General features: G+C 39.4%; 16 protein-coding genes and 2 CRISPR repeat arrays. All 16 genes read right to left on the reverse strand.

Translation table 11 applies throughout. The annotated features are described in order from the left end of the window. Position 1 precedes the first annotated feature (1 nt). Positions 2-1,009 (reverse strand): type I-B CRISPR-associated endonuclease Cas1b, encoded by a 1,008-nt coding sequence (gene cas1b / locus BN1691_RS10600; protein WP_048602195.1) that lies wholly within the window; start codon positions 1,007-1,009, stop codon positions 2-4. After that, positions 1,006-1,524, reverse strand: coding sequence for a CRISPR-associated protein Cas4 (gene cas4, locus BN1691_RS10605; RefSeq protein ID WP_048602196.1), 519 nt, complete (start codon positions 1,522-1,524; stop codon positions 1,006-1,008). The genes cas1b and cas4 overlap by 4 nt, the downstream gene beginning before the upstream one ends. Further along, complete coding sequence (locus tag BN1691_RS10610) at positions 1,512-4,007, reverse strand: CRISPR-associated helicase/endonuclease Cas3 (RefSeq protein ID WP_048602197.1); 2,496 nt, start codon at positions 4,005-4,007, stop codon at positions 1,512-1,514. Before BN1691_RS10610 ends, cas4 begins: the two co-directional genes overlap by 13 nt. Positions 4,008-4,056: 49 nt before the next feature. Continuing rightward, positions 4,057-4,800: a type I-B CRISPR-associated protein Cas5b gene (gene cas5b / locus BN1691_RS10615; RefSeq protein ID WP_048602198.1), complete on the reverse strand. Its 744-nt coding sequence runs from the start codon at positions 4,798-4,800 to the stop codon at positions 4,057-4,059. Between the two features lie 12 nt (positions 4,801-4,812). Continuing rightward, positions 4,813-5,751, reverse strand: coding sequence for a type I-B CRISPR-associated protein Cas7/Csh2 (gene cas7b, locus BN1691_RS10620; RefSeq protein WP_048602199.1), 939 nt, complete (start codon positions 5,749-5,751; stop codon positions 4,813-4,815). Next, positions 5,738-7,684, reverse strand: a complete 1,947-nt coding sequence (gene cas8b, locus BN1691_RS10625; protein ID WP_048602200.1) for a type I-B CRISPR-associated protein Cas8b/Csh1 — start codon at positions 7,682-7,684, stop codon at positions 5,738-5,740. Before cas8b ends, cas7b begins: the two co-directional genes overlap by 14 nt. A 339-nt stretch (positions 7,685-8,023) precedes the next feature. Beyond that, positions 8,024-9,600: direct repeats of the CRISPR family, unit length 30 nt; unit sequence GTTTCAATTCCTCATAGTTACGATACAAAC. A 375-nt stretch (positions 9,601-9,975) separates the two neighbouring features. Continuing rightward, on the reverse strand, positions 9,976-10,809 hold the full coding sequence (gene cmr6, locus BN1691_RS10630; protein WP_147545840.1) for a type III-B CRISPR module RAMP protein Cmr6: 834 nt from the start codon (positions 10,807-10,809) through the stop codon (positions 9,976-9,978). Continuing rightward, entirely contained in the window at positions 10,802-11,317 is a 516-nt protein-coding gene (cmr5, locus tag BN1691_RS10635) for a type III-B CRISPR module-associated protein Cmr5 (protein WP_048602202.1), read from the reverse strand. Before cmr5 ends, cmr6 begins: the two co-directional genes overlap by 8 nt. After that, positions 11,304-12,137, reverse strand: coding sequence for a type III-B CRISPR module RAMP protein Cmr4 (gene cmr4 / locus BN1691_RS10640; protein ID WP_048602203.1), 834 nt, complete (start codon positions 12,135-12,137; stop codon positions 11,304-11,306). The genes cmr5 and cmr4 overlap by 14 nt, the downstream gene beginning before the upstream one ends. Then, complete coding sequence (cmr3, locus tag BN1691_RS10645; protein ID WP_231638390.1) at positions 12,134-13,354, reverse strand: type III-B CRISPR module-associated protein Cmr3; 1,221 nt, start codon at positions 13,352-13,354, stop codon at positions 12,134-12,136. The genes cmr4 and cmr3 overlap by 4 nt, the downstream gene beginning before the upstream one ends. Next, positions 13,249-15,228 (reverse strand): type III-B CRISPR-associated protein Cas10/Cmr2, encoded by a 1,980-nt coding sequence (gene cas10, locus BN1691_RS10650; protein WP_048602205.1) that lies wholly within the window; start codon positions 15,226-15,228, stop codon positions 13,249-13,251. Before cas10 ends, cmr3 begins: the two co-directional genes overlap by 106 nt. After that, positions 15,221-16,369, reverse strand: a complete 1,149-nt coding sequence (gene cmr1, locus BN1691_RS10655; RefSeq protein ID WP_048602206.1) for a type III-B CRISPR module RAMP protein Cmr1 — start codon at positions 16,367-16,369, stop codon at positions 15,221-15,223. The genes cas10 and cmr1 overlap by 8 nt, the downstream gene beginning before the upstream one ends. Before the next feature lie 107 nt (positions 16,370-16,476). Beyond that, the gene (locus BN1691_RS10660) at positions 16,477-17,454 is read right to left on the reverse strand and encodes a DUF6602 domain-containing protein (protein WP_048602207.1); all 978 of its coding nucleotides are present in this window, start codon (positions 17,452-17,454) and stop codon (positions 16,477-16,479) included. Positions 17,455-18,289: 835 nt separating this feature from the next. Beyond that, a CRISPR array of direct repeats spans positions 18,290-19,723; the repeat unit is 30 nt; unit sequence GTTTCAATTCCTCATAGTTACGATACAAAC. A 315-nt stretch (positions 19,724-20,038) separates the two neighbouring features. After that, positions 20,039-20,416 carry a stage V sporulation protein AE gene (gene spoVAE, locus BN1691_RS10665; RefSeq protein ID WP_187116873.1) on the reverse strand — a complete coding sequence of 126 codons (378 nt, stop codon included), beginning with the start codon at positions 20,414-20,416 and terminating at the stop codon, positions 20,039-20,041. Next, entirely contained in the window at positions 20,409-21,431 is a 1,023-nt protein-coding gene (gene spoVAD, locus BN1691_RS10670) for a stage V sporulation protein AD (RefSeq protein WP_082147193.1), read from the reverse strand. Before spoVAD ends, spoVAE begins: the two co-directional genes overlap by 8 nt. 23 nt (positions 21,432-21,454) lie before the next feature. Further along, positions 21,455-21,886 (reverse strand): stage V sporulation protein AC, encoded by a 432-nt coding sequence (gene spoVAC, locus BN1691_RS10675; protein WP_048602788.1) that lies wholly within the window; start codon positions 21,884-21,886, stop codon positions 21,455-21,457. Positions 21,887-21,921: the final 35 nt, after the last annotated feature.

The following is a 21,921-nucleotide window of genomic DNA, read 5'->3' on the forward strand; positions in this document are numbered from 1 at the left end:
CCTACCATCGTGAAGAATAGGGCTGATACTCTTTTTCACCTAGAATTTGCTTCTGAACCTTATACAACTCCAGTCGAATTAACCGACGATAGGAAATTGCTCTTCCAAGCTGACGATGTTGAATTGTTGTTTTCAATCTCTGATCAAATTCCTGAATGAACTTCCGGCGACCGCTCTCTGACAAAATGATCCCTTCTAAATGCCCGTCAAAGTCCTTCTTCGTTAGCATTCGCTTATTAATTAATGTAAAGATAAGGCGATCTACTAGCAATGGTTTAAAAATCTCTGCCACATCTAAATTTAATGAGAAGCGACGAAAGTTGGTCGCATGGAGAAAACCAATTCGTGGATCTAAATAGGTCTTATAGATTTCGCTTAGCACAATAGTATAGCATATGGAATTTCCAAAGCTGATCATTGCATTTAAGCGATTTAAAGGAGGACGTCTAGAACGTTTTTCAAATATAAAATCCGGATTAAAATTCAAAATCGGATCAAACATTGCATAATAGGATTCCCGTGCATTCCCTTCTAAGGCCATCAGATCATTGATGGTATCCCATTCTTTTAAGCGCTCCTGAATCGATTGTAAAGACTGAATCGTCTCTTTAACCTGCTCCCGATCCTGCTTTACCCGACTTTGATAATATTTTAATACCTGGGTCATCTGAATGATCGAACCTTCAACAAACTTTCGTGCCAAGTGTAAGCGTCTTTGATCATCCAAATAGGTCTCTGCCTGTTTCAATATCACATGACCTGAATTCAAATGTTCTCGGGGGTAAAAAGTCCCCGTATAATAACCATAATAATTATAAAAGTGGATGCAAACCTCCTTTTGTGACATCAATTCTAAAAACTTCTTGGTCATATTTACTTCACCAAAAATATAGATATCATTGATATCCTCAATCGGAAGAACACGCTTGCCTTCGTTGGTTTCAAATCGAATGGTGTTATCTTGACGGACCAACTCACCATTATTGAAAAAATATAAGGTTTTTTTCATGATTCCACTTCCTCCGCATAACAGTATTCACGGTAGGCACATTGACGGCAAAAACTGATCTTCTTTGCTGGGGGTGGTGTCGGTAAATAAAATATCTTTAAAATATTTTGGATCGCTTCCTCTAATACACGTTTATCTTCTTCATTCCATTCCACTCTTTCAACCTTTTTCTCTTGTGGAAAGAGTAACTCACCCTTGGCTTCGACCCCCATCTTCTTTAATGTATCAATGTAATGGAATAATTGATAATACGCACTCTTTTTATAGCGTGATGACTTCTTCACCTCACCGATATATAATGTCTCTCCTTCTTTGCGAAGACGATCTACCTTAATATTTCCGATTAAAATCTCCTTTTTATTCCGCTGGTAGCGATGTTCAGCAAGAAAACGACCGATCTCCACATTCTCATCCTCTTGATCGGATGCGATTTGATGCTTCAAGAGCCACACTTCCCTGGGACAAATAAAGTAATACCAGATATCCGTTCCCGATACGTCCATCATAATGCCCATGCTCCCACATCCTCTTGACTTCGAATAATCCCCACATCAGCCTGATAGTATTGGTCAAGATAATCATGCCGAAGATGAATCATTCTCGTCCGTGAAAACTCATCATCGACAAGATTGCGAACAAGACGAAGTGGAACAGAGATCACATATTGGCGTAAACGATTTTTAATTTGAATCCGATTCATAAAACGCTTTTTATAATCGGTTTCATAGATAACGTCCGTCAGATACCTTTGCCAGATTATTTTTGCTTCTTCATCGACCTCCACAAATGTGTCCACCATCATGGTGTTTTCAGGGATGAGGCAAAAATCCGACACCAGTGACTGACTTGTCTTATCCTGCTGATGAAAACGCAAATGTAACATCGCATCTAAAATCTCTGCTGAATCATCACTCTGCTTCTGCAAACGTAATTGTGTATAATACTGCTGAATAAGCTGAATGAACTGGTGCTCAGAAACCGTATCCGTAGGTAAGATGGATTTTGCAATATGGGTATGGATACCCCGATAAACCAAAATTGACTCTAGTTTACCATTTCTCGCAATAGGAGTGACTCGAACCTCGCCAAGTTCGCCCTGGCGATTCAGCTTCCCATGTCGATTACAACGACCCGCTGCTTGAATAATCGAATCAATGGGACCTAGGTCGCGATACACGATATCAAAATCGAAATCCACCCCTGCTTCCACCACTTGCGTGGAAATCACCATCACCTTCGTGGATTTCTCCTCCCTTTTTTTCAATGCATCGTTAATCTGTTGGATCCGCTTCTTTCTCTCTAACGGGATGATATTGGTAGATAGATAATAGACTTGGTAATCTCGCTCATCTAACCAGCTTTTCAATTTGTTATACACTTGAATGGAACTGGCAATTGTATTGAAGATGGCTAAGTAATTCTTTCCATCTTGAAACTGGTCCATCAATAATTGAACCCATTCATCCACCTCATAATAGGGATGGACATCATCTGTAACCAATGTAAGCGAAACCCGTTCGACTTCTTGAAAAAAGTCAATAGCTGCAACCTGATCATCTTCAAGTAGTTCTACGGTCTCTCCTGTTTCGAAGATCAAAGGTTGTGTCGCTGTCAACAAAATGAATTTACAGCCAAATAATCGACCCATTTGTGAAAGAACACTACGTAATAATGGCCAATATTCAACAGGAATATTCTGAATCTCATCTAAGATCACAATACTACCTGCAATCTGATGAAATTTCTTTAATACCTTATTTTCATAACCAATCAATGTATAGAAAAGTTGGATAAATGTTGTGATAATCATTTCCGACTCCCAACTTTCTGTTAAGAGAAAGGCTTGATTTAAAGGTAAATCTTCATGCTCTTGTCGATACTGAATCGTTGACAGATGGTGATGCTTCATCACATAGCGATGACGATTGGCTTCAAAGTCATGTAATTGCTCTAACAACTTGATAATTTCTTGTTCATTCTGGTCGATGATACTAGTGAACGGTAGCGCATAGATGATCCGTGGAAGATAACCATATTTCGCTTGCAACTCATTCCGCCATTTACAAGCAACCGCAAGGGAAAGGAAGGTTTTTCCTGAACCTGTTGGAGCAGTCAACGTAAAAAGATCATGAGAATCAAGCAGAGATGGCTGTGCTTCGAGCTTCTTCATCACCGTATCATAGATACGATTTCTCCAGCCATTCGTCCCTACTCGTATTGCTGTATCAAAGGTATGCTCGCGATATTCATCCACCAATGTAGCTGGGATCTCTAAGCGTGCTGGTAAGGGGATATTGGCAGCTGAATATTTATCCGCCTGCAATAAAATGGAGTAGAGCAGTAGCAGATAATAGTAACTATCTTGAATGATGGGATCGCCTTTTTTAGCACCCTTCTTCAGTAGATAGTGTTCTCTGTTCAATTCATCCATCACTGCTACCCAATCCTCAGCAAATTCCTGTAGAATCGTCTTACTCTCAATTCCTAACAATGCTAGCAGTCCTTGATAATCATCAAGAATCACCTGGCTATGCACTTGAAGATCTTCGATTTGTGCTTCTAAAATCCGTACTCGTGGCTTTAATATAGCTGTGACATCATCATCTAAAATCGAACGCTTCGAAACTACATCATCGCCAACGATTCGCAAATTCCCATGATGATGTAAGATCACAACATAGACCAATAGCGGAGCATAAGGTAGTTTCGTTTTTTCATTTTGTAGTAAACGAGATAGGATAAACGCACCAAACAGGGCAGAAATAAATGAATGATGTTGAAGCTTATTTTGGTCTTCTTGTTCGCTTAAATAGGTTTGAAAATATGATGTGTACTTCCCGAAATCATGAGTTAGTGCAGCCACTCGACTAATCAATTCGAGTTCAGAACGATAGGGTAGACTTACAGGAAGGTTTTTATAGACTAAATGAGTCTGATCAAACACTTCTTGTAGATGAATACGAAGCTCCTTTTCAGGATCATTATGGGACAGATACATGAACGATCACGCTCCTCCATAAAAGCAGCGGCAAATCTGCCGCTGCTTTTTACATCATGATCAAATTATCCACCGATTGATCGGTATATTTCACCGTATAGTAAGGTATTGTTGGTACCACTGTGATTCGATTCTCCACTTCCATTAAATAGCGTTCCGTTTCAACAATCGCGCGCTCTTGATTAAAGGATCGTGTCATCCATTCCTTAACAAATCGTAAGGAAGGATTGATTTCCAGCGACCGCGCTTGGATCGCATGAATAGGAATCACAGTAGAAAATCTCACCTTCTCCTGCTTCGCCTGCTGCACCTGAGCAGGAACTTCTTCGACAAACTGAAGTGTACTCAATAACTCACTAATCCCCATGTATGGTGGATAGACCGACGCCTTTTTTAGTAATTTGTCTTTCAAACGTTCAGAGATGACTTGATCCTCATGCCAAAAATAAAGCCGATACACCAGTTGATTATAACCCAATCCTGGTAACACAAATTCAACAGGAATTTGTGTATGTCCTTTGACACCATTTACATCTGATTTTACTGATTTTACGAAGAGATAGTTAACGGTTTGTGTCATTTTACGAATGGGTGTTTGGATGGATACAGCGATATGACAATGATCTGGAGAAAACAGTTCATAGTAACTTTCTTTTTCATAACCGAGAACACCCGCGATCATGCCTGCAATGGTTGTACGACTTGGAAAAGCATATGATAATGAGGAAGAATTGGTATCCAGCTTACGAAAATGGGCCATTTTCCCGATCCAATCAAATACGAGTAGTTTCATTGTGATCATCCCTTATCGTAAAAAGGAAAGCTTGGATTGTAGTGAATCTGGTAAAAGCTCCTTCAATGGAGCAACTTTCTCACCGCTTATCAGATTTAAATTGGAATCCTGCCATACATGAAGTGTCTTAATCTCTTGTTCGTGTGCTTGTAACTTTTGAACGAGGGGTTCAATATGTAACTTCACTTCTGTAATACTCCGTAATCCTTCAGTTGTCTCCAATTCCACCAAGTCACGTAAATCGCCGATTAAAAAGTCGGGTGTTGTATATTCAACCCGTAAGTATAACCGTGGATATTGTCCCACCTTACTCCTTGTCGCATTGAGAGGAATCGCTTTAACTATCGCTTCGTCTAATGCCTGTAAATCTGACTCAGATAGGCGCGTATGTTGAGCGCGATAACCGCTTACAATTCCATGAAACGCTAAAAAAGAGTAGTAAACACGGTAATCCTTACCGATCGCACCGCCATCATTCCGATCATCGGAGCCAAAATGAGAAGTAATACTCGCTGATTCAACGAGATTCACCTTATTCAAGGAGTAACCCCAGTTGAATTGGACTGGTCCTGTGAATGTCAAGGAACTTCCTTTACTCTCAAGGGATTTGATCGGCATGGTGGCACCGAACAAGCGAACATCGATTAATTGATCTAACATCCAAGCTTGTTCATCCTGCGTCAATTTATTAAGATTTACCTTCCCCTCTTTATTATCAAATAGCCGTTTAATTCGTTCGGTGGCATTCACCGTCTCACCATCTACTTTGCCAACAAAAATAGGGTACCCTTTCTGCTCATAGTAGTCACGGAGATACCGCTTCAAGCGAACATCGCTGACTAAGTTAATGGAGCGCTCATAATCCATCCGTGGGCGATTTTCATCATCCACATCACCATTAGGATTAGTTAATTTCGCGTCATAGAGAAAAAGAAGATCACTGTTGTTCATCACTTATTTCCCCCTTTACCTTGCCCTTATTTAGTAAGGTTTTCGTCCCAAATGCATAACCGGATAAAAGATAGAAGACATTCTCTCGATCAGAGAGTGACCAAGCAGGCAAAGCTTCATCAAAGAGTCGCTTATGTTCAGCATAGATTAACTCATTCGTTGCATTTAACCGTTTATATTGGCGTAGTTTCTCAAAAACATCGTTGGACAGCATCTGCAACTTTACTCGATTCATCCCATGGAAATTAATCTTATTCAGAATGGGTTTATTGCTGATACTAACCTGTGGAAGCGGAGAGGATTCATGCTGTTTCGTCACTTGGGCTGCCCCTACCTTTGCGATTAACATTCCTAGTAGAAAGAGGGCACTCTGCGCTTGATTAAAGGCCATCTCCTCCATATAACGGACGATCACATCGTCTTGTAATTCATAATCCACGTCTTCTTCCCCTCCTTTATCTAAAAGTTCTAGCTCTCTTACCATCTTTAGCAATAATTGCGCTTTCAACATGTCATAAACAAGTAAAAGATCATTGGTTGCTACAGGAGCTTTTTTGATCTGAAACATATCGTATTGTTCAAAGCGATGCACTTTTGCTAACTGGATAAATTGTTGAATTAACCACGAATACGACAAGGTTTTACCGGTTAATAAACTCTCATAGAGCAAGAGGATTTTACGTTTTTCTACACTTTCGTTCTTCTCAACTTTCATCGGGATCATATAGTAGAGTTGATTTAAACCGAGGTTCCAATTGCCTAACCCAAATGAGTGCTCCCCAACCTCTTTCATCGTTTCAAACTTGTGGATTATGGCTTTCAGATGATTCAAGGGAACATTGGCTATGAATTTATTCACTTTGAATGAAGCTTGTGCTTTTGTATAGAATAAAAAATTGAGTGATAGCTGGTTATCAATAGCTTCATAGTGAAGATACTCCTCAACTTCACGCTCTAGTTTTTCCGCCACTTTTAGGGTTTGGGCCGTATAGACATAGTCCATGATATGTTGACTAAATTCATCAAATGGGACATCGTCAGCCTTAAAATCAAAGAGAAACTCTGGAATAATATAGCAAGGTAGTGAAATAAATCTCGTATTAAAATAACGATGGATATAAGCTTCGCCAACCATAATCGCCTGATATGCATCTTTTCCAATTGCCATATTCTTCGTATAGTTCTTCTCCTCTAGATTAGAGGCAAAGTTCACTTTATCTGTAATATAATATTTAAATTTCAACTTGGTCGTATTACCGGTGATCCAATCTTCCTGATTCGTTATGGAGCAAATTCCACGTTGTTCTTCGGCAAAAACACTATTCTTCTCTTGAAGAATCAATCTCTTGTACTCCGCTTGTGAAACGAGCAATTCTCCATTGATGGCCAATGAATAAATTACAACATCTCCCGCTGGAATATGGTGTTCTTCAGTCAGATAGACTTCAAATTGCTTGACAACTTCATTAATCGCCTTTTTATTATCTTGTTCAGAACGTTCGCACCCAAAAAGACAGGGATTTAAAAGATACTGATACCTTTTATCTGCGGCTTTTGTTACACCTAAATCCTCAAAAAACAGCTGTTGAACTTGCTGTAGTGCGTCATAAGATGGGTCATGCTGATCCCAGATTTCCAGTAGATTCGTAATGGTTTGACTAAATAAGTATCCCAGATTCCGAGCCAAGACTGTACCATACCATTGCGGACTATTACTTCCATCCGCTGAACCGAGATATAAGTAATCTGTGTATGAGCGGGATGTTAATTGATAGGGCTTCACGTTGAACTTTTTAGTGTTCGTATCAAAGTCAAGAACGACGACATACTCTTCCTTCTTTGGGGAAACCGGAAGTGGGATAGCCAAACCTGTTAGAACAGAGGAATTATGTAACAAGTAATATGAACCCAGATCATAAACGGTTTGAATCAAGAGCACACCTCCTCCTCATAAAATCCTCAGTATGTTTCTATTTTGCTCCAGTGAGTTAACTCATCTTACCTTTTTCATCTTTCTTACTATCCAATTCATCCATATTTTTTCACATTAATTCATAGGTCTAAAGAAATAGCAACTGTATATTGATATTGTTCGATATGTAGCAAGAAAATCCTTCCTAATTTGTGTGAAAGATTGTACAAATGTCGTCTTTATTAAGTTATGTACTGAATTTTCTGTTTACTTAATTGCTGATTCTATGCTTTTAAACATATTCGGTAATTTGTGGTTGTAAAAAATAATACGATTACATATAGAATGATGTGATTTTTACTTTCAATTCCTCGTAGTTACGATACAAACGTTGCAGGTCAAAGTACAACCGAAGCAGGGGTCGAGTTTCAATTCCTCATAGTTACGATACAAACTGGTGATTGATTTTGTTACAGGTGTATCAGCCAGTGGTTTCAATTCCTCATAGTTACGATACAAACGTGTATCAAGTCGACCAAGTGGTCCTCTCTTAACGAGTAGGTTTCAATTCCTCATAGTTACGATACAAACTTGTGAAAGCTCACACCCTTCTCGATGGCTCCTACCTGTTGTTTCAATTCCTCATAGTTACGATACAAACTCCATATCACCGTATAATTCATCTTTAGACTCATGTGGTTTCAATTCCTCATAGTTACGATACAAACTGATCGGTTCCAGTGAGTGCAACGTTATTGGAGAAATTAGTTTCAATTCCTCATAGTTACGATACAAACTTGCAGGTATTTGACCTTTACTATCTGGATCATCCACGTTTCAATTCCTCATAGTTACGATACAAACACTAGCTTTACGCCTACCAAGCAGAAGCATTTTTCGTTTCAATTCCTCATAGTTACGATACAAACGTTTCAAATACACCAACGCGACACCAGAAGGAATAAGTTTCAATTCCTCATAGTTACGATACAAACTGTCACCGAATACACGTACATTCTCGCCATTTGCATCGTTTCAATTCCTCATAGTTACGATACAAACACTGTGGTGATATTTTCTCTTTATATTCCCATCTTGAGTTTCAATTCCTCATAGTTACGATACAAACTTCTAAATACCAACAAAGCGATTTCGATAGGATACGAGTTTCAATTCCTCATAGTTACGATACAAACCGAAAAAAGCCAGCCTGAGCTTCCTCCATCATTCCAGTTTCAATTCCTCATAGTTACGATACAAACGCAATATGAGTTCATTAGAATGATTGGTTATCCAGAAAAGTTTCAATTCCTCATAGTTACGATACAAACTTCCTAATCACTTCATTTGCAAGTTCTAAAATATCACTGTTTCAATTCCTCATAGTTACGATACAAACGCCAATGTCGAAGAGGTAGGGAAATTATCTTGGGAAGTTTCAATTCCTCATAGTTACGATACAAACTTATCTGTGTAATCAGCTTTTGGCTTCAACTCACCGAGTTTCAATTCCTCATAGTTACGATACAAACGATGAGATCAATCACAATCTACCAGATATGAGTGGGACAGAGTTTCAATTCCTCATAGTTACGATACAAACCCAGATACAAAAGTCCTCAAAGACGCGGATGGAAATAGTTTCAATTCCTCATAGTTACGATACAAACATCTAAGATTCGTAAGCTTAGAGTTGGTGATCGTAGGTTTCAATTCCTCATAGTTACGATACAAACAGGGAACATACTACGTTGATAGCGACAATCACAGCGGTTTCAATTCCTCATAGTTACGATACAAACGGGGGCCAGCAAGTTTCACAACGTATGCTACGCGTATATGTTTCAATTCCTCATAGTTACGATACAAACGAGGTTGAACGTCTGCAAGGCGGTGGCCGCGATGAGGTTTCAATTCCTCATAGTTACGATACAAACCCATGAAATCCTTAATAAATCAACATTCTCTTTAGATAGAGTATAGTCAAATTTTCCATTGTAAGCAACCAAGAACTAGTTCCGTAATAGTGCTAACCCTTGCTACGACGAGCTGTACACGACTCTATCAATAAAAAATACAATGTCGTCGATCTCCGGGGTTTATTACGCTACTCCCGATCGACGACATGAGGATGAACCATATTTAGGGGCTGCAAAAAGTAAAATATTCGCTAAACATCTTAATAAACTATCAAGTGGCTATGAAAAAGTTGTTATACATATTATTTTCCGTTATCTTGCAAATTTATATTTTTCTCTTCATTATTATCATTTCTACTAATTTCCTGATTCTTGTTGTTAAACTGATATCACTTATTCATCATGACTTTTATCTATTTCAAATCGTCCATAACCCACTGCTGTTTTGGCCCCTGCACCGATATATTGAAATGCATCTACCATCCATTTTAAAACTTGATCGATATCTGCTAAACTCTCCTTCCCTAGACAACGAGGAGCTACTATAAATATAAATGTCGTTCCTGGAGCAACTGTCAAAAATGGAATAGGAATAGGTGACATTGAATCTACAGGGGGATTTGATGGATCTTGGTAATAAGAATTATAATGCGGTGTCATAATATCCGCTTCTAAGGAAACTGGTTTACATGGTAAACCATCAAAGAAGATCACACTACCAACAGAACTAGTTAACTGATCTGTGAACCCGAATATTCTATTGATACTAGCTGTAGAAGTTTCCGTGTAATTCTCCGCCCAAGCTCGTACAACTCCTTTAATCGATGAAGCTGGTAAGTAAGGTATTCCCAAAGTAGGATGCCACACAAAACCATTTTCAATCGGATTGGGGAGTCCTAATCCAGTTACGAAACGACCCATCGTTTTCATATGGATGTATTTTGCATTTTTGGTAAGACTTAATTTCTTCATTCGCTCAATTGTGTCTTTAATCTTAGAAGATGAACCTGCTTTGCCATACTTATTACCTTCCATTGAAAAATTAGTAACCGTCTCAATCCATTTGATTTTTTGTTCTCCTAAAATCCATTCTTTATCATTAATACTCCACTTATTACAAAACTTATCAAACCATAAACCAATATGACATTGATTAGGTGGGGTATTTTTAACACATATTTCATCCACTGCTTGAGCCTGATATAAAGGAATCTTCGAATTATTCATGGGAATCACGCTCCGTTGATTCCTCTGGGTCCATCGCCTTTAAATATGTTATGGCTAATTTTTTATGCCACTCTAACCACTGTAATGCTTCGATTTGTGCTAATTGATAATGACGTTGATCATGGCGAATGAGTGCCTGTAAGAGTTCTATCTCTTTATCATCTTCATACTCTTCTTTAGTTTGGTAATAAGGTGAGTACTCATTCTTTTCACACAACCATTCTTCTAAATGACGATATAACAAATAATAGGGAGATTCTTTATTCAATTTTTCTTGCTCCGTGCTGGAATCTTGAGGCGAATTTTTGGACGAACGCTTGGAAGCAGCTAAAAGTTGAGCTAATGCTTGTCCTAATCCATTCATCAAAATATTTGCAGGTAAACGCTCAACGTATTCGGCATATTCTTTCGCACAATAACGATATTTCGTTTGGATTTCTTCTATTTTAGTAAGCGAATGTCTTGACCGCTCTTGTTCCAATGATGACTTTGATTCATTCGACTTCATGTTCACTTCCCCCTTCCATAATCGAAGTGATACACCAACCTTGTCCAATCGTCTCATTTCCACCAACACGCACGTATAAATCATGTGCAAACATCTTTTTTATCCGTGCCAACTGTTCCTTTTCATTCAACCGTGGAAGGATAAGAGTATAAAGTAATGTATCTGGTGGTAATGTTTCTTCATACCATAAGTTTTTACTCTCCTTCGTTTCCGCATCAAGTTGATTACGAGCCTGAACCGATAAACCGTATTTGGCAAAATAGCGAAACATATCATCATGCACAATCGTTAGCGATTGTACTAGATTGTCTCTAACCGATTCGTGCTGAATTAATTTTCCCAATTCGCTAGCGATAGCTTGTATTTCACTTTTCTTTTGAATTGCACGAAAAGAAAACTCTTCCAAAAACAAACTTTCTTCTTCTATTGCTACATAAGCTTCATCATCCTGTGGATCTGGGATGAAAAAACGACTGGAGGAACCCATCATTTGAATATCCCTTTGCCATCTTCTTAGTATGTATGGACATGTAACCCAGCGAAAATGTCCCGTTAACGACCGAACGGGAAGCAAAAGAAGACGACCATCTGTCACAGCTACTGCTCCAGCAAAGTCTGGCATACCAAAAACTTCATCTTTAGATTCCATTTTCTGTTGTTCCGCTTTATCACGTAGCGCTCCTTTAAGACTAGAACCGACAATGACAGGATAATCTGTAACCGCTTCACGGGCTACAGGTAAATCTACAACCCCTGCTGTTTGACCACTACCTGCATGGATGGACGTTTCTGCTAATAAGCCAATCATAAGACCATTCATTGATTTTCCTCTCCTTCTTGCCAAACTCCAATAACGATTTGTCCCATACCGTATTCTGTCATTTCGCCAATACACTGACCATGTAATTGTTTAATGCTTGAATACTCATTTTTTTTCGCTTTAAAAAACCATGTACTACCAGCTGGAATCAGAGGGAGCAAGGGACGAGGACAGTGATTAACCATATCCCAACCACCCATTTGTTGCATTTTTCCAGTGCAAGCGGAGACACATTCACCGGGAACTTCACTTGGACCATTCTGAATCACGTCATAGATATTATCTCTGCTACCAAAATAACCGGGAGTAATCAATGTTACCGTAAAATAGATATACTCTGGATCTTGCTTTAATTTAGGTATCGCTGGGAATGACTCCGAAACATGAGACACACTTACATGAGCCATACGCCCTTCTCCTCCAAGTGGTAAAGCATCCGTCTCTTGTAAATGCCACGCTTCTGGAATTCCTCCAACTTCTACTTCGATCTGCAACCCTTGTTTTGGTCGAATATGTGTGGTGGTATATAAGTGCTGATCTTCCGCCGTTCTCGTCTTTCGATCGCGCCTAATTCCTACATGAAGCTCCGTGTTCCATAAATCATCTGTCACATAAATTAGACTAGGTTTTTTACCAGCTAACAACTTTTCCATCTCTCGCCAAGGTAACCAGCCGTCAATGTTTTTAGCCCCTTCAACATGTTCTTGTGGTTCAGGAAGATACACACTTCCTAAATCACATTCAACCAACGTTTCACTAGGAATCAGTCGGGTCAATTGCCATTTTTTATTTTCAGCACTATACTTTCCAATAAGCGTCAGCGGAATGGGGAACAAACGCTCTTGATTAAAACGTAAATAAGGGCCCCGTAACTTAAGATCCCCTAGATGTTCATATGTACCAAGCTTCTCAGGCCAATGCGCTTGTTTTTGTGGAGTCCACCCCTGCCTCAACGCTAAAGCTGTCCGAATCGCTCCTTGCATCGTGCTCATATATGGAGGAAAATATCCTGTTGGTTGAGCCATCCCCCCTTCACCTTGACGAAAGGGTGTACCATCACGAAAGAAAAGAGTGTCTAATGCTTGGAATGTCCAAAGTTTATACTCTTGCTTCAAGAATTCTCTTCTCCTTTCTTGGCCAAAAAGCGAACTAATAATGCGCCGTCCGAACGAAAATCGCCTTCCGCATAATGTAATGTGTGATCCTGATCCCGCCACGAAGAGAGACAAAGATTAACGAGAGTTTCTATCCGCTTCTCAACTTGATGATTCATTTCGAATTCATTTTCCCTTGATTCTGATTTCAAATATTCTGCAACGAGTAATTTACGAAAAATCTCTTTGTTTTCTTCTGGATTACCTGAAAATCTGCCAATTCTATCATAATGTTCACGTAGTTTATAGAGAAAGCTACTAGATGCAACATCTTCTCCCTTACCTTTAAACTCCAACGCTAACTGTTCGATAATTGTTGCATCCCCTGAACCTTGAATGATTTGCCATGGGGCTGCCCACTCAAGAACAGGACCACCTGTCTTCCACACACCAATGGCTAAACTATCCCTTCCTTTCGCATCCTTTGCTACATCATCTAATAAATAATGAGCATACTTCAATACTCCTTGAAGCGGAGCTTTATAATGTGTATAAACAATCGCTGCTGAAATCGTTGCCTGATTATGACTATGACTAGAATGAGCTTGGAAGGCCTCCTTATACTTCATATGTAAGTTATTAGCCACAGATAATGCTCCATCCAGGGTCAGAAGAGCTAATACGTCATCACCACCTGCATAAACAGTTTCACCATGGCACTTAACAATACCCTCCAAATCCTTTGTGAAACTTGCCAATGAGTGACTTACCCAACGCCCAGGGTCAGACATATTAGTCGACTGTAAGAGATTACCTAATTGATCACCATCCATGACTAAGAGTGCATAGAAGGGACTTGGTTTTCGATAGGAATTTTCTATATTGCTTAGTAATTCGATTAGCTCTTCCACCTGACAAGAATCCACATCGAATCCTTTTTCTTGCCAAAAACGTTCATTGCTTAAGTTGGAGGAGTAAAAAAAAGGCCCTTCTAAGTGTTTAAATTCTGAAACGAGCCGTTCTTCATCATACGACTTGTTGATTTCATCATCATGAATTCCTATAGCTGAAAGCTTAATTTTCATCACATGTTTCATAAAAGCTATTGCCTTATCATTATGTGTTTTCAACACTTCCTCACGCCACGGACGGATAGCTAAATCAGCGGTTGATGGAAAGCGAACTGCTTCAGTGGGTAATTTCCAACCTAATGCTTCTTCTGCTACCAGAGGATAAAAGCGTTTCACTAAAGCGATTGCACTTAATTTTTCTCCTTCTCTTAACTCGTATGTAGTTGAATCTCTTTTCGACGTTGATTTGCGTAGTGAAGTCCAAAATTGCTTTTGCTTGCTACCATTACGATCTCTTTCTGTATGTATATAGCCGGATATTTCTTGCATATTACCAAAGAGCATGCACTTATCGCCTGGCTCTTCGGTTGGTATATAGCTTCGCCAATTTTTGCGGCGATTTAGCAAATAATTCTGTTCTCCTATCACCCAACTTATGTCCCAATAGAAGGGGGAGTCATCCATTTCATAGCTTCCGATTTGCCGATTCCAAATTTCTTTTGTGTTTTTTCCTTGTGGCGCCACTTCCGCTATAAAGTGATCCCATACAGCGTCTGCCACCCTCTTCCATGCTTGTTTTACTGCACGTACACAATGAACCTTAGGATCAAAATCAATTGGAACTTCTGCCTTGAATCGATTTGGGAGTGAACCGATATGGGGACCTTTCTCGATGCTTTTTTTCGTCTTAGTTTGATAAATTGCTAAAAGCAAAGGATCATTAATCGAAGTTTCAATATTATGTTCATTCTCTCCCTGAACATAAGGGAAAATAATGCGACCACCATTCTGGATGATACTCACCATCGCGTGGCCTGACAAAAAAGAGAGCAGAAAAGAGCTCGCTAATAGATCTCTAGTCTTTCGCGATTGTGTAATAAAGTCTTGTACAGGGCCAATCGAAAAATGCAATATTTTTTTACTCACACCTTTTCCACCCCTTATCTCCATAATCATTTAAATAAATGCAAAACTTATTCAGTGCATCGTGCATGCTAAAATCGTGCTTAAACATAGTCTTAGTCTCTTTTTTGCCTTCCTCCTGTTCTGCAATAGCTATTTTTTTGGGTGGTGTTAAGACAGCAATGAAGGGATAATACTTTCCTTTTATCTCAATGATACGAATCCAGACTGGGGAAGCATAGCGCTCGCCATCAAAGGGAGTATATACTATTTCTTTAGGCTTTGATGACTTTGACTTTTTCATTTTTTCTTTAATTTTTAACGGCATTCCTAATGCAAATCTATGATCTTTATTTTTTTTACGAAAATCTTGGATTACTTTAGCTACATCATCTAATGCTTCGTTCCAGCTATTATATTTTTGTTCTCTACAATAAAAAGATGTTTTATGATTAATAATAGAATGCTCACATATATCTTGCCATTCCCCAAACCATGATTTAATCGAATTTAATGATGCCAAAAAGTGATTCTTCCATGCCTTTATTGAACTCTCATTATTAGCAATTGGTAACTGTTTTAATAATTGGTTAGCGGATGAATCGTTAGTAAAACCCCATGACTTTAATGCTAATGTACCGAACCCACGACGAGAACGCGAACCTAGCCCACCTAAGTGTCCTAATAACCAGATGCTAGAGAGTAAAGCCTTCCATTCTTCTATTGGGTCACATACTTTATTAGAGGTACGCCTGAAAAAATATACAGTAACAGTACGATTAGGTACTAAACATAGTCGAGGAACATAATCTTTTTTCATAGGAGCAGTCTCAACTTTAGTTTTCAAAAAAAAAGCAAAATACGTTGGTTTATGATATTTAGAGTTATCTTGCTTATTAGATACTACATTCATCTGATGGTGTGATTCCATCCGCATTAAAAATCGAGATTGTCCTTCCCCCTGCTTTGCCCCACCAAAAATCCAGCTCTCCTTAGATATGCTACTGCTCGATGAAACCGGATGATTATACGAAGGATCAATAGATCGATACCAATAACGAAGGGCACCCTTTAATGAAGCGAGACGAAATTCTGCTTTTTCTTGATCAGCACCCGATAAAAACATGGGTGTAATGATTTGAAATGTCACTTTTAATTCTTCCATATGCATCCACGTCCTATTATCATTTTCTAATAACCCTTTTGTGACCTACATCACGCCGATCAACTTTATTATCACATGGTATTTTTTATCAATAGAATTCATCCTCCCTATTTAGCATTTTTCCCCTCCTCTTCTTCCCTACTGATCTCCCTGAATTTACGTGCATATGCGAAGTGTGGAAATAGCATAGGATTATTAATTAACATCAATAATTGATTTAGTTGAAAGTTCAATGATAATAATGGATTGTTGTCTACCTTCAAATCGCTAAGTGTGTTCGTTAAATATAAATTTTCGTCAAATTTTAATTCAGGAGTTACTTTTGCCAAACGTTTCTTAGATTCTAAACCCTTCTCATATTCTAAACGTTCATTATCATCTTTAAAGTCATCGATTTTTCTTTCAGAAAAAAATTGTAGTTTTAATTTATCTTCTAATCCTTCCACACCATTTAATTCATGTCCCCACCACGCCAACGATCGATTCTCATAGGGTATTTTCACTTCAAAGCGTTTACTTTCCCTTTCAGTAAGAATAATATCGAAATGTTTGACCAATTTTTCTAAAGACTGCTCTCCTACGTTAGATCTTAATGTGGCCAATATTCTAATTGGTCTTGTTTTTACTTGTGATTGATTTGTCAATCCAGATACATATCCATTCACCATACGTGTAATTCCTGAACGTTTTGGAATTAATTCATCTATGCTGTCTACCCAATCTTTGAGTTCTTCTATTGGCATACTATTACTTTTGCATTCGATTACAATAGCAACTGCTTCAATTGGAATAAACTTTAATGTATTGTATTGGAATACATATGGGGTATACTGCTCATCAAATACTGCAATATCAACCTCCTTAGACACTTGACCCTCTGAATCAATAATCATCACACCTTGAGCCAACGAATATTTTTTTGGAATAATACTTTTGAAAAAATTCATCCACATTTCTTCACGGTAATTTCCTGTTAAGCCACCATGTTTAGAAGCAATCTCCATCTCTTGTATCATCATTTTATTCATAAAACTATAATTATCCATGATTCTCTTAAACACGTTTTTATTCTCCTGTTCTGTCATAACAATTACTCCTCTCTATTACAGTATTTTTTATTCTGTCGTAAGCTGTATACCGAACTCACTTTCTAAAATCAAATACTTTTGACTCGATTGTATAAAAGAGATACTACCACGATGTATCCATATGAACCAAAAACCACCTATATTTCAAATTCGATATAAAACGTCAATTTCCTTTATATTTCTCGTTACTATTTTCCTATAATTATATTCTGATTATTTTGATCATTCAGTTTACAAGCGCTTGTTTTATAGTCAAAACGGTTGATATTAGAATAATAATAATTTCTGTATATAACAAACTCAAAGGATTACAACAATGGAGCACTACTTAAGTTATAGATCAACTATCACCATCTTGAAACTTCATACTCCCACTGATAAAGAGCTATAATCAAGTACAGATTTTACATCTAATAACACATCTCGACATTCATGGCAAAGCAATCAAAAATTATAATTCTGTCTTCAATGCTGTCCACTTTACTCTTCTAGCCTATTTAATTCTTTCGCGGGCAGTGTTAATCCCTCATGTCATTGAATATCATTTATTTTACACCATTTTCTTAGTGTATTAGGAAGCATCCTCGAGAAGACTTTCAGAAAATAAAGGTAAGATTCAAGATCAATCTATGTTTGTATATAATGGCTCAGCCAAAGACCTTACCAGCTTAACTTATTATAAGCCCAAGTAGCGAATATGAGTACATACAATAAGAAGTACTTATCGCTGATATTTACTACGCAATTGTATGATTGAAATCCAGCCAATCACCAACGCTTTGAACACAAAACTAATCATTAACATATTTTTTCATGTCTTAAGACCAATACATTTTCAATTCCTCATAGTTACGATACAAACTACCAACAAAATGGATTTGGATTTCTCAATCCTCTTGGTTTCAATTCCTCATAGTTACGATACAAACTATACCGCATTAAAGGGTCGTTCTCAAATTTTGATTCGTTTCAATTCCTCATAGTTACGATACAAACCTGGAAAAAGCATGGCATACGTCCATCGGTTTTCTAGTTTCAATTCCTCATAGTTACGATACAAACAGTTAGATCCTGCTTTCCGCTATACATCCGTCATTTGTTTCAATTCCTCATAGTTACGATACAAACGATTATAAAACCTTTATGAAACACGCAGCCACTGTTGGTTTCAATTCCTCATAGTTACGATACAAACCCTTATGCACGTCTATAATCGCATCTACAGGGTCAAATTTCAATTCCTCATAGTTACGATACAAACTTCGTACTCGTCTGGTACCCTAGCAAGAAGGCTCTCGTTTCAATTCCTCATAGTTACGATACAAACGGTGGCATCCAGGTTGAAGAAAAGAATCTAGCAAACAAGTTTCAATTCCTCATAGTTACGATACAAACCCAAGGTCAGCTTCAAGTTGTTCGATATCTGGTTTCTGTTTCAATTCCTCATAGTTACGATACAAACGTCCGTCAGCAAGACCCTCAAACTTCAACGTGTCCTGTTTCAATTCCTCATAGTTACGATACAAACAACGAGAAAAGGAGCTGAGGAAACAGCTCCAGAAAAGGTTTCAATTCCTCATAGTTACGATACAAACTTTTGTTTACAGTCACCAATTGTCCCGTATGGATGTTTAGTTTCAATTCCTCATAGTTACGATACAAACTCCGAAGTTCTCTGCAGATCCACAGGTCGCTATCGGTTTCAATTCCTCATAGTTACGATACAAACTCCTTCCTCGAGTGGTTGCAGTCGGAAGTTGAAAGAGTGTTTCAATTCCTCATAGTTACGATACAAACGCAGCGTCGCCACCCACGGTATCCGCGACCCGTTAAAGGGTTTCAATTCCTCATAGTTACGATACAAACGAGGACGAGTTGAGAGCCGACCGCCTGCGACAAATGTTTCAATTCCTCATAGTTACGATACAAACGGTTAACCAAAGGCTTGTTTACAAGAGATTTAAAAAGTTTCAATTCCTCATAGTTACGATACAAACGATCACAGCCCTCACCGAAGCAACCAAGCGGAACGGGTTTCAATTCCTCATAGTTACGATACAAACACATCTTGGAACAAACACATATCGAATGAAAGAAACGTTTCAATTCCTCATAGTTACGATACAAACGTCAACAACAGTTCCATATCGTACACCTAGAAATTCAGCGTTTCAATTCCTCATAGTTACGATACAAACACGGGATTCGTTACCGATCCAATTAACCAAGGTGCCTGGTTTCAATTCCTCATAGTTACGATACAAACCCATGAAAGCCCTATTAAATCAACATTCGCCTCAAATACAATATAGCTAATTTTTTCTTATCAAGCAACCTGGATTAAATTAAAAAATAGCGTTAACCCTTGTTACGCTTGGCGTTATCTCATTTTTTCTTAAAAAATACAATGTCGTCGATCTCCGGGGTTTACTACGCTACTCCCGATCGACGACATCTCAAGTAGGCTTGGTTGAGGTGAAGTGAATACCCCATCTGAACCATCGTCGCCCTTATTTCGATGCTCCGTGTAATTACTCCCCCTTTGTAGAGAAGAGTATTCACATGGAGCATGTAGACCCCTTTACCCCTTCGGCTTAAACGCAAGTGCCGCTAAGAAACCAAAAATAATGGCTGCAGAGATACCAGCGGAGGTCACTTCAAAAATGCCAGTAATGATTCCGACATAGCCATGACGTTCCGCCTCTTGTAAAGCGCCTGTGACGAGGGAGTGACCGAAACTGGTGATGGGAACGGTAACACCAGCCCCGGCCCACTTTACTAAAGGCTCATAGAGACCTAATCCGCTTAGGACAGCACCGGATACCACCAGTGTGGACATGACATGGGCTGGTGTGAGCTTCGCTGCATCGAGGAGGATCTGACCAACCACACAGATTAAGCCACCGATGACAAAAGCCTTTAGATACATAGGTAGTGCTTGGATTAAAGCATCAACCATTCTCTTCACCTGCTTCCTTACGTTCAAATGCAACAGCATGGGCTGTACAAGGAATGGACTCCCCTTGCTGGAAGGTCACTGGGCTGAACAAGGCTCCGGTGGCTACCACTAAGATCCGTTGATACTTACCACGCTCCATCTCTTTCAGCAGGTGGCCATATGTAACTATTGCACTGGCTGCACAGCCACTCCCACCTGCATTCACTTCTTGGGATGGATCATAGAGTATGCTACCGCAATCTCGATGTAAATTAGCGATATCTATATTACGTTCGCGTAATAACTGGATCAAGATGGGAGACCCCACATTGGCCAAATCTCCAGTAACGATGAGATCATACTCATGAGGAGAGCGCTGTGTGTCCTGAAGATGAGCTGCAATGGTATCTGCCGCAGCTGGTGCCATGGCTCGCCCCATATCAAAGGGATCCTTGATCCCCATATCCACCACCTTGCCAATGGTGGCGTGAGTCACCATGATTCCGCTTGTCCCCTTCCCCACCACTGCGGCACCTGCGCCGGTGGCTGTCCATTGGGAGTAAGGAGGCTTCTGTCCTCCATACTCGGTGGGATAACGAAATTGTCGCTCAGCAGTGGCATTATGACTACAGCAACCTGCAAGTACATAATTGGAGAAGCCGGATGAAACAAGGGCGGATGCCGTGGCTAAGGTCTCCATGGAGGTGGAGCAGGCTCCAAACATCCCCATAAAAGGCAGCTCCAATTCCTTGGCTACGAAGTTGGCGGAGACAATCTGATTCAATAGATCGCCTGCTAAAAATAGATCGATTTGATCCTCCTTAAGCTTCGCATTGGTGATGGCAGTCTTTGCAGCCTCAGCAAGAAGCTGACGTTCTGCCTTTTCAAAGGTATCCTGACCGATATAGATATCATCATAGGAAATCGGAAAATCATCACCTAAGGGACCTTCCTTCTCCTTTGGTCCCACCACAACACCGGTTCCTAGGATTTTCGTTTGGTGAAAGACCCAGGTACGATCTCCATTACGTTTGATTGCCTTCACGAGCCTAGCCCCCCTTACATATTAACCAGCTGGCGAATTAACGTCACAAGAAAAGCAGCTACAACTCCAAAAACGATGACTGAACCTGCCAGCTTAAACATGTTCCCGCCTACTCCAAGGACCAAGCCTTCACTACGATGCTCCATGGCTGCTGAGGCAACAGAATTAGCAAAGCCTGTTACAGGAACAGCTGAGCCTGCTCCTGCATACTGTCCCAATTTATCGTAAACACCCAACCCGGTTAAGAGGACAGAGAGAAAGATTAAAGTCGCAACCGTGGGATTTCCTGCTGTATCTTGATTGAAGTCAAAGAATTTCATATAAAAATCTTGGAGGCCTTGCCCGATCAGACAGATGAGCCCGCCAATCCAGAAGGCGCGCCAAGTGTTACGTAAGAGCGGTGTCTTTGGATGAAACTGCTTGGAGTCCTGTTGATATCTTTCCATTTTCGCCTGTTTCTGCGCCTGTTTTTGTTCCTGGT

Source organism: Rubeoparvulum massiliense, from assembly GCF_001049895.1.
In the GTDB taxonomy this organism is placed as follows: domain Bacteria; phylum Bacillota; class Bacilli; order Rubeoparvulales; family Rubeoparvulaceae; genus Rubeoparvulum; species Rubeoparvulum massiliense.

Bases quoted from the DNA above. Each gene is read 5' to 3' on its own strand.
- cas1b (WP_048602195.1), bottom strand. From the start codon at position 1,009: ATGAAAAAAACCTTATATTTTTTCAATAATGGTGAGTTGGTCCGTCAA.
- cas4 (WP_048602196.1), bottom strand. From the start codon at position 1,524: ATGGGCATTATGATGGACGTATCGGGAACGGATATCTGGTATTACTTT.
- BN1691_RS10610 (WP_048602197.1), bottom strand. From the start codon at position 4,007: ATGTATCTGTCCCATAATGATCCTGAAAAGGAGCTTCGTATTCATCTA.
- cas5b (WP_048602198.1), bottom strand. From the start codon at position 4,800: ATGAAACTACTCGTATTTGATTGGATCGGGAAAATGGCCCATTTTCGT.
- cas7b (WP_048602199.1), bottom strand. From the start codon at position 5,751: ATGAACAACAGTGATCTTCTTTTTCTCTATGACGCGAAATTAACTAAT.
- cmr6 (WP_147545840.1), bottom strand. From the start codon at position 10,809: ATGAATAATTCGAAGATTCCTTTATATCAGGCTCAAGCAGTGGATGAA.
- cmr5 (WP_048602202.1), bottom strand. From the start codon at position 11,317: ATGAAGTCGAATGAATCAAAGTCATCATTGGAACAAGAGCGGTCAAGA.
- cmr4 (WP_048602203.1), bottom strand. From the start codon at position 12,137: ATGAATGGTCTTATGATTGGCTTATTAGCAGAAACGTCCATCCATGCA.
- cmr1 (WP_048602206.1), bottom strand. From the start codon at position 16,369: ATGGAAGAATTAAAAGTGACATTTCAAATCATTACACCCATGTTTTTA.
- BN1691_RS10660 (WP_048602207.1), bottom strand. From the start codon at position 17,454: ATGACAGAACAGGAGAATAAAAACGTGTTTAAGAGAATCATGGATAAT.
- spoVAE (WP_187116873.1), bottom strand. From the start codon at position 20,416: ATGGTTGATGCTTTAATCCAAGCACTACCTATGTATCTAAAGGCTTTT.
- spoVAC (WP_048602788.1), bottom strand. From the start codon at position 21,886: ATGGAAAGATATCAACAGGACTCCAAGCAGTTTCATCCAAAGACACCG.